This window comes from Streptomyces sp. NPDC002386 (assembly GCF_053593175.1).
In genome coordinates, this window is the sequence record NZ_JBSFBX010000011.1 from 60,216 (window position 1) to 75,628 (window position 15,413).

A 15,413-nucleotide genomic window follows, 5' to 3' on the forward strand; every position below is an offset into this window, starting at 1 on the left:
CCTAGGCCCCGGCGCCGCGGAAGACCGGTCCGGCCCACTCGGGCGGCGGTGGGGGCCCGGCCGGTGCCGGGTGGTCCGGTGCCGTGGCGGCGGGGGTGGCGCGCAGCGCGGCGACGAAGTCGAGGCAGGTGTCGTAGCGGGCTTCCGGGCTCTTGGCGAGGGCCCGGGCGAAGACCTCGTCGACGCCCGGGGGAAGTCCGGGTCGGACGGCGCGGGGCGGGGTCGGCTCTGCGTACTGGTGGGCCCACAGCAGGGCCATGTCGTCCTCGCGCCGGAAGGGCGGGCGTCCGGTGAGGGTCTCCTGGACGACGCAGGCCAGGCCGTAGACGTCGCAGCGGCCGTCGACGGGCCGGCCGGAGATCTGCTCCGGGGCCACGTAGTCGAGGGTGCCGACGAACTGGCCGACGCTGGTGAACCCGGTCAGGGACAGCGACTTCTTGGTGAGCCCGAAGTCGGTGAGGTAGACGTGCTCGGGGTGGTCGCTGTCGGTGCCGCGGGCGATCAGGACGTTGCCGGGTTTCACGTCCCGGTGGACCAGGCCGTGTTCGTGGGCGGCGTCCAGCGCGGAGGCCACCTGGGCGGCGATGCGCACGGCGTCGGTGAAGGGCAGCGGTCCACGCTCGTCGAGCAGACGGCGCAGGTCGCTGCCGGGGACGTAGCGCATGGCGATGTAGAGCAAGCCGTCGGTCTCACCGGCTTCGAAGACGGGCACGATGTGCGGGTGGTCGATGGCGGCGGCCACCCGTGACTCGTGGGTGAAACGCTTGCGGAAGGTGTCGTTGCGGGCGAGTTCCGGGGCGAGCAGCTTGAGCGCGACGGTGCGGTCCAGGCGCAGGTCCCGGGCGCGGTAGACGACGGCCATGCCGCCGCGGCCGATGACGCTCTCCAGCAGGTAGCCCGCCACCCGGCGCCCGACGAGTTCCGGGGGCCGCCCCGAGGACAGGCCCGCCCGGCCGGCCATCAGGTCTCACCCCCGGGGGCCGCGTACCGGGTGGGGGCGTGATCGGCCGGGCCGGCGGAGGCCGGGCGCTCGGTGGCGTAGGTGTGCAGCCGGCGTCCGTCGCCGTACATCCAGCGGCCCTCGTCGGGGTCGTACACCCACATCGACTCGCCGTCGACCACGATCCCGACGCGCAGCTCGCGGGTGCGGTCCTCGAAGGCCCGGCCGTCCAGACGGCCGTCCGAGAGCTCGCGAACGGCCGCCCGGTAGCCGGCCAGGGCCCGTTCGGCGCGGGCGAGCAGCGCGAGCGGGTCGGCGGTGGCGGCGGGCGCGTCCCCGGCGGCGGGCGGATCCCGGGGCACGGCGACCAGGTGGCGGCCGTCGACCCAGGCGGTCCAGCCGTTGGCGCAGCGGATGTGTGCCCAGTCGCCGAGCCGTTCGACGAGTTCGACGGGCAGCAGCCGGTCGAGGGACACCGCGGGGCGGGCCGGGTCCGGTGCCTCCCAGGCGGGCATGCCGTCGGGCGGCACGACGTGGGTCGGCCGGAACACGGAGGCGCGCTGTTGGCTCATCGGGCCGCCCGTCTCCGCGTGACGGCGGGTTCGTGCCGGCGCAGCAGCGGGACGACCAGCAGGCCGTAGAGGGCGGAGAGCACCAGCAGCATGCCCAGATCCAGCAGCCAGATCCCGGACGAGTGCCGGAACAGCGGGTCGGCGGTGACGGTGCCCGGCACGATCCGGGCCAGCCCGATCGTGCCGGCCATGGCGCCGAGCGCCCAGCGGGAGGGCACCAGCCAGGACAGCTGCTCCAGGCCGGGCACGCCGTGCAGCGGGAGCAGCGCGCCGCAGAAGACGACCTGGACGATGGCGAGCAGCACCAGCAGCGGCATCGTCACCTCCTCCTTGCGCACCAGCGCGGAGACCAGCAGACCGAGCATCATCGCGGTGAGGGCGAGCAGCGCGACGGCGAGGGTGAGCTCGGCGAGCGGTGGCAGCAGGACGCCCCGGCCGCCGGGGGCGTTCAGGTCGACGCCGAGCAGGGCGACCTGGGTGAGCACGACGGCCTGGACGACCGTGACCGTGCCGAGCACCACCACCTTGGACATCAGATAGGCCGATCTGGACAGGCCGACGGCGCGTTCGCGCCGGTAGACCGCGCGCTCCTTGACGAGTTCGCGCACCGCGTTGGCGGCCCCGGTGAGCACCGCGCCGACGCACAGGATGAGCAGCGCGTTCATCGCGGTGTCCCGGGTGAGCCGGCTGCCCGCCAGGGCCCGGGCCATGGCGCCCATGACGAACGGCAGCGCGATCATGACGACGAGGAAGGTGCGGTCGGCGGCGAGGACGGCGGTGTAGCGGCGCACGAGCGTGCGGAGCTGGCCGCTCCAGCCGCGCGGGGGCGGCGGCGGCACGGGTACGGCAGGGGCGGCGGACGGCAGGCGGGGCTGGGTGCCGGCGTCGGTGACGTAGTACCGGTGGAACGGGGAGTCGCGGTACTCCTCCGCCCAGTCGCGGTCCTGGTCGCGGTCGAATGCCTCGAAGGCCTCCGGCCACTGCTCGAAGCCGAAGAAGGCGAGGGCGTCCTCGGGCCGGCCGTAGTAGGCGATCCGGCCACCGGGGGCGAGCACCAGCAGGCGGTCGCAGACGTCGAGGCTGAGCACGCTGTGCGTGACGACGATGACGGTGCGGCCGTCGTCGGCGAGGCCGCGCAGCATGTGCATCACCGACCGGTCCATTCCCGGGTCGAGTCCGGAGGTCGGCTCGTCGAGGAAGAGCAGTGACGGTTTGGTCAGCAGCTCAAGGGCCACGCTGACCCGCTTGCGCTGGCCGCCGGAGAGGCTGTGCACGGGCTGGTCGGCCCGTGCCTCCAGGCCCAGTTCCCGGATCACCTCGTCCACCCGGGCCCGTCGTTCGGTCCGCGCGGTGTCGCCGGGGAAGCGCAGTTCGGCGGCGTAGGACAGGGCGGCGCGCACGGTGAGCTGGGGGTGCAGGATGTCGTCCTGCGGGACCAGGCCGATGCGCCGGCACAGTTCGGCGTAGTCGTGGTAGAGGTCGCGGCCGTCGTACAGGACGGTGCCGTGATCGGCGGGGCGCTGTCCGGTGAGGGCGCCGAGCAGCGTCGACTTGCCGGAGCCGCTCGGGCCGACGACCGCGAGCAGGCACTTCTCCTCCACCGGGAAGGAGACGTGGTCGAGGATGACCTTGCCGCCGTCGACGGTGACCGTGAGGTCCTGCACGTCGAGCGAGACCTCGCCGGTGTCGACGTACTCCTGCAGTTCGTCGTCGACCAGGCAGTAGGTGATGTGGCCGATGCCGACGAGGTCGCGGGGGCCGACCGGGGCCTGGGTGACGGGGGCGCCGTTGAGGTAGGTGCCGTTGTGGCTGCCGAGGTCGGCGATCTCGTAGCTGCCGTCTGCGTGGGCGCGCAGTTCGGCGTGGTGGCGGGAGACGGTCAGGTCGTCGACGACCAGGTCGTTGTCCTCGGCCCGGCCTATGCGGATGGTGCGCACGGGCAGCGGCCGGACGCTGCTCGGGGCGCGGTAGGTGCCGGTCAGCTCCGGGTGCGAGACGACCGCCGGCCCCTGCGCGGCGGGCTCGGCGGGCTCGGGCGGTCCCACGGGGACGGCGCGTGGGCCGTCCGAGGGGTTGCCGAAGCGGATGACGGTGCCGGGGCGGACGTCCCACTCGTCGATGCGCCGGCCGTCCGCGTAGGTGCCGTTGGTGCTCTGCGCGTCCCGCAGCGTCCAGCGGTCGTGGTCGCAGCGGAGCACCGCGTGGTGCCACGAGACCCGGTCGTCGTCGAACACGATGTCGCTCAGCGGATCGCGCCCGACGTGGTAGTCGTGGCCCGGGTTCATCACCGTGGAGCCCGCGTCGGTCTCGAGCACGAGTTCGGGTGCCGCCGGGGCGATTGGCCGCTCCGCCATGCCCAGAATTGTACCGATTCGACCATTCGTGCGCCCGGGCGGCCCGGCAGCCGGGCGACGGGCGCGGTGGCACGTGTCAGGCCACGGGCACGACGAGCGCCGGGAGGGTGCGCTGCATGCGCAGCGCGTCCACCGACTCGGCGAGCAGTTCGTACTCGGTGGTGTCGTCGCTGGCGGCGATCCGCACCAGCCGTCCGCCCGCCAGCTCGTCCGCGATCAGCGCCTGCCGGGCGTCGTCGGCGCACCAGGCGCGCAGCAGGGCGGGGACGTCGGCCACCGTGTCCGCGACCGGGACCAGCGCGGCCGCCGGGAAGGCGGGATCCCGGGGGCTCGGATCCAGCCGCTCGGCGATCCAGGACGCCCGGTCGCGCAGCCACCACAGGGCCAGCGCCAGCGTGGGCGCGCGATAGGTGCCTAAAGGAACGCCGATGCGCTGCCCGCCGCACATGCCGTACGCGGTGACATGGCACAGGAATTCGTCGTGCACGATCACTCCCCCGTCGCCTCGCTGGTGTGCCGGCCGGCCCTCGCCCTCGGTGCGGCTCCTGTGCGGTGAAGTGCCCCTGCTATTCGAGTATCGCCACTCCCGAAACACTGTCACCATGACTTTCCGGCCAGTCTCCTGGCATATTCACCGCACTCTCTGGCCGAAATACCCCGGGTATGCGCGGGCTCGTCATTACCCGGGAGGTAATCGACCGTCCACATGGCGCTCGGGCATGGTGGTCACACCGGATCGGCGAATCCCGTATCCGGTTCCCGACCAGCGGTTACGACCTCGATGGAGGCTGATTCACCATGTCCGTGAACTACGAGAGCGCCGTCGCCCGTTACTTCGAGGCCTGGAACGCCGTGGAGCCGGAGGCGCTGCGCAAGGCGGTCGCCGCGGCCTGGACGGAGGACGGCGGATACACCGATCCGATGGCCGAGGTGCGCGGCCACGAGGGCGTCGCGGCCGTGATCGCCGCGGTCCACGAGCAGTTTCCCGGCTTCGTGTTCCGCCCCCACGGCGCGGTGGACGGGCACCACGACACCGCCCGCTTCGGCTGGGAGCTGGTGAACGAGAAGGACGGCTCGGCCCCGGTGGCCGGGTTCGACGTGGTCACCCTGGACGGCGAGGGCCGCATCCGGCAGGTGCTGGGTTTCCTGGACCGGGTTCCGCCGGCGGCCTGAGGCCGGGACCGGCGACAACAAACGGAATTCCGGATTCGGAATTCGGGTAATGCGTCGCGGCGCCGCGCGGAAATCGCGGACCGCGGCGCGGCGAAAGGCGGCCGGACATGCGTGGTCCGGCCGCCGCTCCCGCTGTTCTCAGCCCTTCACGACGGCGTCGATACGCGCCAGTTCCTCGTCGTCGAAGTCGAGATTGCGCACCGCCCCGACGCTGTCCTCGAGCTGCCGCGGGCTGCTCGCGCCGACCAGCGCGGAGGTGACCCGGCCGCCGCGAAGCACCCAGGCCAGGGCCATCTGGGCCAGGGTCTGCCCGCGGGACTGCGCGATGCCGTCGAGGGCGCGCAGCCGGCCGACCAGGTCCTCGGTGACGGCGTCCGAGTTCAGGAACGGGCTGTCGCTCGCGGCCCGGGAGCCCTCCGGGATGCCGTCGAGGTAGCGTCCGGTGAGCAGGCCCTGCTCCAGCGGGGAGTAGACGACGGAGCCGGCCCGCAGTTCGTCCAGGACGTCCAGCACGCCCTCGTCCTCGGGTCGCCGGTCGAGCATCGAGTAGCGCGGCTGGTGGACCAGGAGCGGGGTGCCGAGGTCGGCGAGGATCCGGGCGGCCTCGCGGGTCTGCTCGGCGGAGTAGTTGGAGACGCCGACGTACAGCGCCTTGCCCTGCCGCACCGCCGTGTGCAGGGCGCCCATCGTCTCCTCCAGCGGAGTGTCCGGGTCGAAGCGGTGCGAGTAGAAGATGTCGACGTAGTCCAGGCCCATGCGCTTCAGGCTCTGGTCGAGCGAGGACAGCAGGTACTTGCGCGAACCCCATTCGCCGTACGGGCCGGGCCACATCAGGTAGCCGGCCTTGGTGGAGATCACCAGTTCGTCGCGGTAGGGCGTGAAGTCGGCCTTCAGCGCCTCACCGAGCGCGGACTCCGCCGCACCGGGCGGCGGGCCGTAGTTGTTGGCCAGGTCGAAGTGGGTGACGCCGAGGTCGAAGGCGCGGCGCAGGATGGCGCGCTGGGTCTCCACGGGCCGGTCGGGCCCGAAGTTGTGCCACAGGCCGAGCGACAGCGCGGGAAGCTTCAGGCCGCTGCGTCCGGTGCGCCGGTAGGGCATGTCCGCGTAGCGGTCGGGGTGTGCGGTGTACAACGCGACTCCAGAGGGGTTGGCACAAGATCTACCAGTTCCACTCTTCACCGAACGCCGGGCAGCGGTCCAACAGAAGAATCCGATGGAATTCAGCGGATAGGCTTCTCAATCATGGAACTGCGCCATCTCCAGCACTTCGTCGCGGTCGCCGAGGACCAGCACTTCACCCGGGCCGCCGAGCGCCTCCTGGTGTCCCAGTCCGGCCTGTCGGCGTCGATCCGGGCGCTGGAGCGGGAGCTGCGGGCGCCGTTGTTCGTCCGGACGACCCGCCGGGTCACGCTCACCGAGGCGGGGCGTGCGCTGCTGGTGGAGGCCGAGCGGATCCTGGCACAGGTGCGCTCGGCGCACGAGGCGGTTGCCGCCGTGCAGGGCGTGCTGCGCGGCACGCTGGCGCTGGGCACCGAGCAGTGCATCGCCGGGGTGCACGTGGCGGGGCTGCTGGCGGCCTTCCGGCGCCGGCACCCGGACGTGGAGATCCGGCTGCGGCAGGCGGGTTCGGGGGCCCTGGCCGAGGAGGTGGCCGCCGGGCGGCTGGACCTGGCCTTCGCCTACCGCACCCAGGCGGACACCGATCAGCTCCGCTCGGTGTCGCTGACCAGCGAGCCCATGACGGTGCTGTGCCATCCGAGCCACCGGCTCGCCGGGGCCGGGGCGGTGCTCGCGCCGGACGACCTGGCCGGCGAGGTGTTCGTGGACTTCCACCCCGACTGGGGTCCGCGCCGCACCACCGACGCCGCCTTCTCGGCGGCCGGTGTCCGGCGCACGGTGGCGCTGGAGGTCAACGACGTGCACAGCCTGCTGGACCTGATCGACGAGAACCTCGGCATCGCCGTCGTACCGAGGCACTTCCGGCACAAGCGCCCCTCGCTGACGGCGCTGCCGGTCAAGGGGACGGTCGAGGCGGAGTACGAGACCGTCGCCCTGCTGCCCCCGGAGCGTGCGACCAGCCCCGCGGCCCGCGCCCTGGTCACACTGCTGGAGACGGACGACGGGGCTGCCTGACGGCAACGGGCCGGCCGGCCGGGTGGCGGGCCCGGCGCCGGCCCGGCCGGCCGGGCGGCAGCGGACGCGCGAGCGGGCCCGATGCGCGATGGTGGACGTCATGCATGCCAAGGACATCCTCATCGACGGCTACGGCCGCATCCAGGAAGAAGTCCACGCCGCCCTCAAGGGCCTGGGACCCGAAGAGCTGCACTTCCGCCCGGCGCCCGGCGCCAACTCCGCCGCCTGGCTCGTCTGGCACCTCACCCGGGTGCAGGACGACCACGTCGCCGACGCCTTCGGCCTCGAACAGGTCTGGCTCTCCCAGGGCTGGGAGGAGCGCCTCGGCCTCGGCCTGCCCCGCCACGACACCGGTTACGGGCACGGCGCCGAGAAGGTCGCGAAGGTGCGGGTCGAGTCGGCCGACGTGCTCACCGGGTACTACGACGCCGTCCACGAGCAGACCCTGGGCGCCCTGCGCGGCCTGGCCGCCAAGGACCTGGAGCGGATCGTGGACGAGCGCTGGGACCCGCCGGTCACGCTCGGCGCCCGCCTGGTCAGCGTCCTGTCCGACGATCTCCAGCACGTCGGACAGGCCGCCTACCTGCGGGGGCTCGCTCAGAGCGCGGCCGCGTAACCCGGCAGGACCACGTCCTCGATGAGCGCCCTGCGCTCGTCGAACGGGATGAACGCGCTCTTGACCGCGTTCACGGTGACCGTGCGCAGGTCCTCCACCGTCCAGCCGGCCTCCTCGACCAGCAGGGACATCTCCCGGGTCATCGTCGTGCCCGACACCAGACGGTTGTCGGTGTTGAGGGTGACCCGGAAGCCGAGGTCCTTCAGCGCGGTGATGGGGTGCTCGGCGATGGAGGCGGCGCAGCCGGTCTGGAGGTTGGAGGTGGGGCACATCTCCAGCGGGATCCGGCGGTCGCGCACCCAGCCGGCCAGCCGGCCGAGCTTGCCGTCCACGATGTCCTCGGTGATGCGCACACCATGGCCGAGGCGCTGGGCGCCGCACACCTGGAGGGCCTGGTGGATGCTGGGCAGGCCGTGCGCCTCGCCCGCGTGGATGGTGAACGGCACGCTCTCGCGGCGCAGGTGCTCGAAGGCGGCGAGGTGGTCGGCGGGCGGGAACCCGTCCTCGGCGCCGGCGATGTCGAAGCCCACGACACCGGCGTCCCGGTAGGCGACGGCCAGGTCGGCGGCCTCGCGGACGCGGTCGAACATCCGCATGCCGCAGAGCAGGGTGCCGACGCGCACCGGGGTGCCGGCGGCGGCCGCCTTGGCCATGCCGGCCGCGAGACCCTCCTGGACCGTCTCCACGACCTCGCTCATCGACAGGCCGCCCCTGGTGTTCAGCTCGGGGGCGTAGCGCACCTCGGCGTAGACGACACCGTCGGCGGCGAGGTCGAGGACGTACTCCTCGGCGACCCGCAGCAGGCCCTCGCGGTTCTGCATGACGGCGAGGGTGTGCTCGAAGGTGGCTATGTAGCGGACCAGGTCGCCGGAGTTGGCGGCCTCGAAGTACCAGGCGGCCAGCTCGTCGGGGTCGGTGGTGGGCAGGGTGTGGCCGACCGCGGCGGCGAGGTCCACGACGGTGGCGGGGCGCAGGCCGCCGTCGAGGTGGTCGTGCAGGACGGCCTTGGGCAGGCGGCGGAGGACGTCGATGTCTACGCGCGTAGCGGTCATGGCGTTTCTTTCCCTTGGACAGGTGGTTCGGGGTGGCGGGAGGAGAGGTCAGCCGGCGGGCTGGAGCAGGTCCCAGCGATTGCCGTACAGGTCCTGGAAGACGGCGACCGTGCCGTACGGCTCGTGCCGCGGCTCCTCCAGGAAGGTCACGCCGGCGGCGGTCATCCGGGCGTGGTCACGGGCGAAGTCGTCGGTGTGCAGGAAGAACCCGACCCGGCCGCCGGTCTGGTCCCCCAGCCGGGCGCGCTGCTCCGCGCTCCTGGCCCGGGCCAGCAGCAGGCCGGTGCCGTGCCCGGCCGCGTCCCCGCCCCGGGCGTCCGGCTCCACGACGACCCAGCGGGAGCCGTCCGGCCGGGGCTCGTCCTCGGCCAGCCGGAACCCGAGGGCGTCGGTGTAGAAGCGGATGGCCTCGTCGTAGTCGTCCACGACGAGGGTGACCAGGGCAACGCGTCGCATCGGGGCCTTCCGGTGGGGGTGGACTGGCGGGTGAGGTTATACGTAAAACCCCGCGAGCGCCAGTCGCCGTCGCGGAGGCGGGTGGGGGTGGACGCGGTCCGGCGGTCCGGCGGTCCGGCGGTTCGGCGGTTCGGCGGTTCGGCGGTTCGGCGGTTCGGCGGTCCGGCGGTCCGGCGGTTCGGCGGTTCGGCGGTCCGGCTACGGGCTCTGATCGCCCTGGGCGATCTCGACCCGGTGGTGAACGTCGGCCAGACCCTCAGCCGCGGCCGCACAGGAGACGGCGGCGCAGACGAGGAGCAGGGCGGCGACCGGGCGGCCGGCCCGGCGCGGAGCGCGGGCGCCGGCCAGCAGGGCGCGGACCCGCTGCGGCACGGGGCCGGTGGTCGCGGCGGCGGCGAAGGCGGGCCGCCCGGAGTGCTCGGCCTGGGACGCGAGAGCGGCGCGGGCGATGGCACGGGCGGTCAGCCGGCGGTCCCCGACCCGGGCGGCGGCGGCCTCGTCGGCCGCACGCTCGGCGGCCAGCCGGATGCTCTCGCGGACCGGGCGGAGGGCGGGGTGGCAGTGCGCCGCGAGTTCGGCGGCGGCGAGGAAGTAGTGATGGCCGCCGTCGTTGTGCGCCCGCTCGTGCGCGAACAGCGCCTCGCGCTCGGGGCCGTCGAGACAGCGCAGCATGGCGGTGGTGACGACGATCCGGTGCGGGCGGCCGGGCAGGGCGTAGGCGTCCGGGCGGACGGAGTCCACCACGCACAGGTCGCCCGCGGCGGGCCCGCGCCCGGCCTCGGTGCGGGCGGTCCGGAAGGCTCGGGCCTGGCGCAGGACGGAACGGACCAGCGTCCAGGCGCACGCCGCGAGGGCTCCGACGGAGACCGCGGCGGTGGGCAGGACCACGAGGTCGGAGGCGGTCCGCAGAGGGTGGATGAGCTCCCCGAGCGCGGCGAACAGCGGCAGCTTGAGCAGACCCGTCAGCAGGAACACGCCGAGCGCGCCCAGCGAGCAGCCGGCCAGCACGACCGCGCACGAGGTGACCGCCCACAGCGCGGCGGCCGGCGCGAGCCGGTCGAGCGCCCGGCGGGCCAGGGCCGGCAGGGCGAACGGCAGCAGCAGCGGCAGCAGGAGCAGGGCCGTCATTGGTCGCCGGGTTCGAGCAGGTCCCGCAGGATGCGTTCGTCGCCGGGGCTGAGCTGGGCGACGAAGCGGGCGAGGACGGTCTCGCGGTCGCCGTCCCGGTCGAGTTCGGTGTGCATCCGGCGGGCGGTCAGGCCCTGGGCGTCCTGGACCGGGAAGTAGGCGTAGCCGCGCCCCTGGCGCAGCCGGTCGACGATGCCCTTGTCGTGCAGCCGGGTCAGGATCGTCGTGACCGTCGTACGGGCGAGACCGCCGCCGAGGCCGAGCTGGACCTGGCCGGGCGTCTGGGGCGAGCCGGCTGCCCAGAGGGCGGCCATCACGCTCGCTTCGAGTTCACCGGCGGGCCTGCGCGCGTCCCTGGCCTCGGTCATCGGATCGTTCCTCACCCCGTCCTCGTCCGCGGCCCACCGGACCGGCTACGCCAGTGTAGTCGGCCGGGCGCCGTTCCCGCCGGTGCGGGTGTCCCGGCCGCCGTCGGAAACCGCCCCGGTCGTGGCCGCCTCGCCCGCGTGCCGGGTCCTGCGGTCAGCCGGCCTGGGAGCGGGCCGCGTCGAGCCGGGCGACCTCCTCACCGGTGAGGCGCAGCGCGCCGGCGGCGACGTTCTGGACGAGATGGGCGGGATCGCCGGTGCCGGGGATGGCGAGGACGTGCGGGCCCTGGTGCAGGGTCCAGGCGATGCGGATCTGGGCGGGGCTCACGCCGTGCGTCCGGGCGACGGAGAGGACGGCCTCGTCGTGGGCGGTGGTCGCGCCGTGCTCCCCGGCCGCGCCGGCGACGGCGTAGAAGGGGACGAAGGCGATGCCGTGCTCGCCGCACAGGCGCAGCACCTCGTCACCGACGGGGTCGGGCCGGTCCACCGCGTACCGGTTCTGCACGCACACCACCGGCGCGATCTCCAGGGCCTCGGCGAGGTGCCGCGGTTCGACGCCGGAGACGCCGAGGTGCCGGATCAGCCCGGCCTCCCGCAGTTCGGCGAGGGCGCCGAAGTGCTCGGCTATCGAGTCCTGGCTCTGGCGGCGGTAGTTGACGACGTCGAGGTGGTCCCGGCCGAGCTGGCGCAGGTTCTCCTCCACGTGCCCGCGCAGTTCGTCGGGGCGGGCCGCGGTGCTCCACTCGCCCTGCTCGTCGCGGTGCGGGCCGACCTTGGTGACGACGACCAGGCCGTCGGGACAGGGGGACAGCGCGGTGTTGATCAGTTCGTTCGCGGAGCGCAGGGACGAGAAGTAGAAGGCCGCCGTGTCGATGTGGTTCACACCGAGTTCGACGGCCTCGCGCAGCACGGTGAGGGAGCGTTCCCGCTCACTCGGGGTGCCGATGTGGAAGGCGGCACTGCCGGTCAGCCGCATGGCGCCGAGGCCGAGGCGGTGGACGGGCAGGTCGCCGAGGCGGTAGGTGCCGGAGGCTTCCGCGGTGATCGTTTCGATGGTCATCGGCGGAGTCTCGCACGCGGCGCGCGGGCGGGCACCGGGATCGAGGGACGCGCGCGGTCCCCCGCTCACGAGGTGAGGAGAGGGACCCGGCGGCGCGTACTCGGCCGGGCTGACCGCGCGGTGACGGCCGCGCTGTCCGCCGGGGCCGTCAGTCCTCCTCCTGGCCCGGCACCACGACCAGGAAGGCGTCCGACCTCAGATCCATCACCACGGTGGCGGCCTCGCCCTGGGCGCGGCGCGCGGCCGCGTACTCCTCCGCGGGCCACGATCCACGCGGGGCTCCCGCAGGGAATCGTTCCAGCACCTTTGCGCTCATGGCGGCTCACACCTCCAGCGTCGGGACCGGCCCGGACCGTTCACGGCCCGTACTCTCCGCCTGCCCGGGACGGCCGCCGTCATGTCCCGCATCCGTAACGCACGCGTGCGTCGAAGAACCGGACAGGGGAACTCGGCAGGCCCCAGGTCGACGGCACGAAGGGCGGATACGGATGGACGGCGACGACGTGAAGGGCGGTACCCGCTGCCTGGTGACCGGCGGCACCGGATACATCGGCGGCCGCCTCGTCCCGGAGCTCCTCGCGGCCGGCCACCGGGTCCGCTGCCTCGCCCGCTCCCCCGGCAAGCTGCGCGACCATCCCTGGGCCGGTGACATCGAGATGGCGCGCGGGGACGTCACCGACGCGGACTCCGTCGCGGAGGCCATGCGGGACGTCGACGTGGCCTACTACCTGGTCCACGCCCTCGGCACCGGCGAAGGCTTCGAGAAGACCGACCGCGAGGCGGCCCGGATCTTCGGCGAGCAGGCCCGGGCGGCCGGCGTACGGCGCATCGTCTACCTGGGCGGGCTCACCCCGGAGGACGTGCCCGAGCACGAGCTCTCCCCGCACCTGCGGTCCCGCTCCGAGGTCGGCCGCATCCTGATGGACTCCGGGGTGCCCACCGCCGTGCTGCGCGCGGCCGTGATCATCGGCTCCGGCTCGGCCTCCTTCGAGATGCTGCGCTACCTCACCGAGCGGCTGCCCGTCATGGTCACCCCGAGCTGGGTGCACACCCGCATCCAGCCCATAGCGGTACGGGACGTGCTGCGCCTCCTGGTCGGCAGCGCGGGACTGCCGCCGGACGTGAACCGCACCTTCGACATCGGCGGGCCCGAGGTGCTCACGTACCGGGAGATGATGGTCCGCTACGCGGCGGTGGCGGGGCTGCCGCGCCGGGTCATCCTGCCCGTGCCGGTCCTCACCCCGACGCTGTCCAGCCACTGGGTCGGCCTGGTCACACCGGTGCCGGCGTCCATCGCCCGGCCGCTCGCGGAGTCGCTGCGCCACGAGGTGGTCTGCCACGAGCGCGACATCGAGAAGTACGTGCCGTACCCGCCCGGGCGCCCGCTGCCCTTCGACGAGGCCGTACGACTGGCCCTGCAGCGGATCCGCGACGCCCAGGTGGTCACCCGCTGGACGTCCGCCGCGGTACCGGGGGCGCCGAGCGACCCGCTGCCCACGGACCCCGACTGGGCCGGCGGCAGCCTGTACACGGACGTCCGGGAGACCGCGGTGGACGCTCCGCCCGAGGCGCTGTGGCGGGTCGTCGAGGGGGTGGGCGGGGAGAACGGCTGGTACTCCTTCCCGCTCGCCTGGGCGCTGCGCGGCTGGCTGGACCGGATGGCGGGCGGGGTCGGACTGCGCCGCGGCCGCCGGGACGCGCAGCGGCTGCGGGTCGGGGACTCACTGGACTTCTGGCGGGTGGAGGAGATCGAGCCGGGGCGTCTGCTGCGGCTGCGGGCGGAGATGCGGCTGCCGGGGCTGGCCTGGCTGGAGATGTACGTGGAGCCCGACGGCGCCGGTCGCTGCCGGTACCGGCAGCGCGCGCTGTTCCATCCGCACGGGCTGCTCGGGCAGGCCTACTGGTGGGGCGTCTCACCGTTCCACGCCGTGGTGTTCGGTGGCATGGCCCGCAACATCGCCCGCGCCGCGGCCAACACCACCCCGCTGCCCCGGCGGAGGGAACGAGCGGCCGCGCGCTGACGCCACGCATCCGCCGGGCGCCGTGGACCGGAAGCAACCACCGTCCAGCGCCCGCTCTCCCGACCGCCGCCCCGGAGCCGCACCATGAACGTCTCGGTCGTCCTGTTCACCGCCGATTTGCGCCTGCACGACCATCCGCCACTGCGGGCGGCGCTGGACGGCACCCGGCACGTGGTGCCGCTCTTCGTACGCGACCGGGGAGTGGACGAGGCCGGGTACGCGGCGCCGAACCGGCTGGCGTTCCTCGCCGACTGCCTGCGCGATCTGGACGCGGGTCTGCGCGAGCGGGGCGGCCGGCTGGTGCTCCGCTCCGGCGACCTGGTCGAAGAGGTGTGCAAGGTGGTCACCGAGGCCGACGCCGACGAGGTGCACATGGCGGCCGACGTCAGCGCCTACGCGCACCGCCGGGAGGAGCGGCTGCGCCGGGCCCTGGAGGCCGACGGGCGCCGGCTGCACGTCCACGACACGGTGACCACGGCGCTGACCCCGGGCGCGGTGACGCCCGCCTCCTCGGACCACTTCGCGGTGTTCACGCCCTACTTCCGGCAGTGGTCGCGGACGGAGCTGCGCGACGCGCTCGGCGCTCCGCGCGCGGTCCGGGTGCCGGAGGGCGTCGGGTCCGAGGAGCTTCGCTCGCGCGACGGGCTGACGGGCGTGTCCGAGGGGCTGGCCGGGGGCGGGGAGGTGCTCGGCCGCAAGCTGGTCACCGCCTGGCTGCGCCGCGGTGTGGCGCGGTACGAGGACCGGCACGACGACCTGGCCGGCGACGCCACCTCCCGGCTCTCCCCGCACCTGCACTTCGGCACGCTCTCCCCCGTGGAACTGGTGCACCGCGCCCGCAGGGCGGGCGGCCCGGGCGCCGAGGCGTTCGTGCGGCAGCTCGCCTGGCGCGACTTCCACCGGCAGGTGCTGGCGGCCCGGCCGGCCGCCTCCAGCACCGACTACCGCACCAAGCACGACCGCTGGCGCACCGAGCGGACGGCCCGGGAGGACATCGAGGCGTGGCGGGAGGGGCGTACCGGCTACCCGATCGTCGACGCCGCGATGCGCCAGCTCCGGTACGAGGGCTGGATGCACAACCGCGGCCGGCTGCTGGCCGCGAGCTTCCTGGCCAAGACGCTCTACGTCGACTGGCGGGTGGGCGCCCGGCACTTCCTCGATCTGCTGGTCGACGGGGACGTGGCCAACAACCAGCTCAACTGGCAGTGGATGGCCGGTACCGGCACGGACACCCGTCCCAACCGCGTCCTGAATCCGGTCACCCAGGGCAAGCGGTACGACCCCGAGGGCGCCTACGTCCACCGCTGGGTGCCCGAACTGAAGCCGCTGCACGCCCCGTTGGTGCACGAGCCGTGGAAGCTGGCGGGGCCGGACCGGGCCGCGCTGGACTACCCGGATCCGATCGTCGAGCTCTCCGAGGGCCTGACCCGGTTCAAGCGGGCCCGCGGCCGCGAGGACTGAGGCGTGCCCGCCACCCGGGTCCGCGCGTTCAGGGCCTACACATAGGGGAGAAACAAGGGCAGAATGCACAGAAGCGGCG

16 protein-coding genes are annotated in these 15,413 nt (G+C 73.8%); 5 read left to right on the top strand and 11 right to left on the bottom strand.

Features of this window, described 5'->3' with window-relative positions; translation table 11 throughout:
- Position 1 precedes the first annotated feature (1 nt).
- From ACWCPN_RS22395 to ACWCPN_RS22410, 4 genes are all read right to left on the bottom strand, one after another.
- Positions 2 to 961, bottom strand: a complete 960-nt coding sequence (locus tag ACWCPN_RS22395) for a serine/threonine-protein kinase (RefSeq protein WP_451208838.1) — start codon at positions 959 to 961, stop codon at positions 2 to 4.
- Positions 961 to 1,512, bottom strand: a complete 552-nt coding sequence (locus ACWCPN_RS22400) for a hypothetical protein (RefSeq protein WP_451208841.1) — start codon at positions 1,510 to 1,512, stop codon at positions 961 to 963. Before ACWCPN_RS22400 ends, ACWCPN_RS22395 begins: the two co-directional genes overlap by 1 nt.
- Positions 1,509 to 3,866, bottom strand: a complete 2,358-nt coding sequence (locus ACWCPN_RS22405) for an FHA domain-containing protein (RefSeq protein WP_451208847.1) — start codon at positions 3,864 to 3,866, stop codon at positions 1,509 to 1,511. The genes ACWCPN_RS22400 and ACWCPN_RS22405 overlap by 4 nt, the downstream gene beginning before the upstream one ends.
- A 76-nt stretch (positions 3,867 to 3,942) precedes the next feature.
- The gene (locus tag ACWCPN_RS22410; protein ID WP_451208850.1) at positions 3,943 to 4,353 is read right to left on the bottom strand and encodes a hypothetical protein; all 411 of its coding nucleotides are present in this window, start codon (positions 4,351 to 4,353) and stop codon (positions 3,943 to 3,945) included.
- 311 nt (positions 4,354 to 4,664) lie between these two features.
- On the opposite strand from ACWCPN_RS22410, the gene ACWCPN_RS22415 reads away from it, so the two are divergent.
- Positions 4,665 to 5,039 (top strand): nuclear transport factor 2 family protein, encoded by a 375-nt coding sequence (locus ACWCPN_RS22415; protein WP_392293564.1) that lies wholly within the window; start codon positions 4,665 to 4,667, stop codon positions 5,037 to 5,039.
- Positions 5,040 to 5,177: 138 nt separating this feature from the next.
- On the opposite strand, the gene mgrA is transcribed toward ACWCPN_RS22415, so the two are convergent.
- A complete protein-coding gene (gene mgrA, locus ACWCPN_RS22420) occupies positions 5,178 to 6,170 on the bottom strand; it encodes an L-glyceraldehyde 3-phosphate reductase (protein WP_451208854.1) in 993 nt (330 codons plus the stop codon).
- A 111-nt stretch (positions 6,171 to 6,281) separates the two neighbouring features.
- Between mgrA and ACWCPN_RS22425 the strand changes: the two genes are divergently transcribed.
- Both ACWCPN_RS22425 and ACWCPN_RS22430 read left to right on the top strand, forming a co-directional pair.
- Positions 6,282 to 7,172 carry a LysR substrate-binding domain-containing protein gene (locus ACWCPN_RS22425; RefSeq protein ID WP_451208856.1) on the top strand — a complete coding sequence of 297 codons (891 nt, stop codon included), beginning with the start codon at positions 6,282 to 6,284 and terminating at the stop codon, positions 7,170 to 7,172.
- Positions 7,173 to 7,272: 100 nt separating this feature from the next.
- Positions 7,273 to 7,788: a mycothiol transferase gene (locus tag ACWCPN_RS22430; protein WP_451208859.1), complete on the top strand. Its 516-nt coding sequence runs from the start codon at positions 7,273 to 7,275 to the stop codon at positions 7,786 to 7,788.
- On the opposite strand, the gene ACWCPN_RS22435 is transcribed toward ACWCPN_RS22430, so the two are convergent.
- From ACWCPN_RS22435 to ACWCPN_RS22460, 6 genes are all read right to left on the bottom strand, one after another.
- Positions 7,770 to 8,840 carry an adenosine deaminase gene (locus ACWCPN_RS22435; protein ID WP_451208862.1) on the bottom strand — a complete coding sequence of 357 codons (1,071 nt, stop codon included), beginning with the start codon at positions 8,838 to 8,840 and terminating at the stop codon, positions 7,770 to 7,772. The genes ACWCPN_RS22430 and ACWCPN_RS22435 overlap by 19 nt on opposite strands.
- 48 nt (positions 8,841 to 8,888) lie before the next feature.
- A complete protein-coding gene (locus tag ACWCPN_RS22440) occupies positions 8,889 to 9,296 on the bottom strand; it encodes a VOC family protein (protein WP_451208865.1) in 408 nt (135 codons plus the stop codon).
- 198 nt (positions 9,297 to 9,494) lie between these two features.
- Entirely contained in the window at positions 9,495 to 10,424 is a 930-nt protein-coding gene (locus tag ACWCPN_RS22445; protein ID WP_451208867.1) for a M48 family metalloprotease, read from the bottom strand.
- Complete coding sequence (locus ACWCPN_RS22450; RefSeq protein WP_451208870.1) at positions 10,421 to 10,792, bottom strand: BlaI/MecI/CopY family transcriptional regulator; 372 nt, start codon at positions 10,790 to 10,792, stop codon at positions 10,421 to 10,423. Before ACWCPN_RS22450 ends, ACWCPN_RS22445 begins: the two co-directional genes overlap by 4 nt.
- A 154-nt stretch (positions 10,793 to 10,946) precedes the next feature.
- Positions 10,947 to 11,852 (bottom strand): aldo/keto reductase, encoded by a 906-nt coding sequence (locus tag ACWCPN_RS22455; protein WP_451208873.1) that lies wholly within the window; start codon positions 11,850 to 11,852, stop codon positions 10,947 to 10,949.
- A gap of 148 nt (positions 11,853 to 12,000) precedes the next feature.
- Complete coding sequence (locus ACWCPN_RS22460; RefSeq protein WP_199209412.1) at positions 12,001 to 12,168, bottom strand: hypothetical protein; 168 nt, start codon at positions 12,166 to 12,168, stop codon at positions 12,001 to 12,003.
- 172 nt (positions 12,169 to 12,340) lie between these two features.
- Here ACWCPN_RS22460 and ACWCPN_RS22465 point away from each other — a divergent pair, with 172 nt between their 5' ends.
- Both ACWCPN_RS22465 and ACWCPN_RS22470 read left to right on the top strand, forming a co-directional pair.
- A complete protein-coding gene (locus ACWCPN_RS22465; RefSeq protein ID WP_451208876.1) occupies positions 12,341 to 13,873 on the top strand; it encodes an SDR family oxidoreductase in 1,533 nt (510 codons plus the stop codon).
- Between the two features lie 84 nt (positions 13,874 to 13,957).
- Complete coding sequence (locus tag ACWCPN_RS22470) at positions 13,958 to 15,334, top strand: cryptochrome/photolyase family protein (protein ID WP_451208878.1); 1,377 nt, start codon at positions 13,958 to 13,960, stop codon at positions 15,332 to 15,334.
- Positions 15,335 to 15,413: the final 79 nt, after the last annotated feature.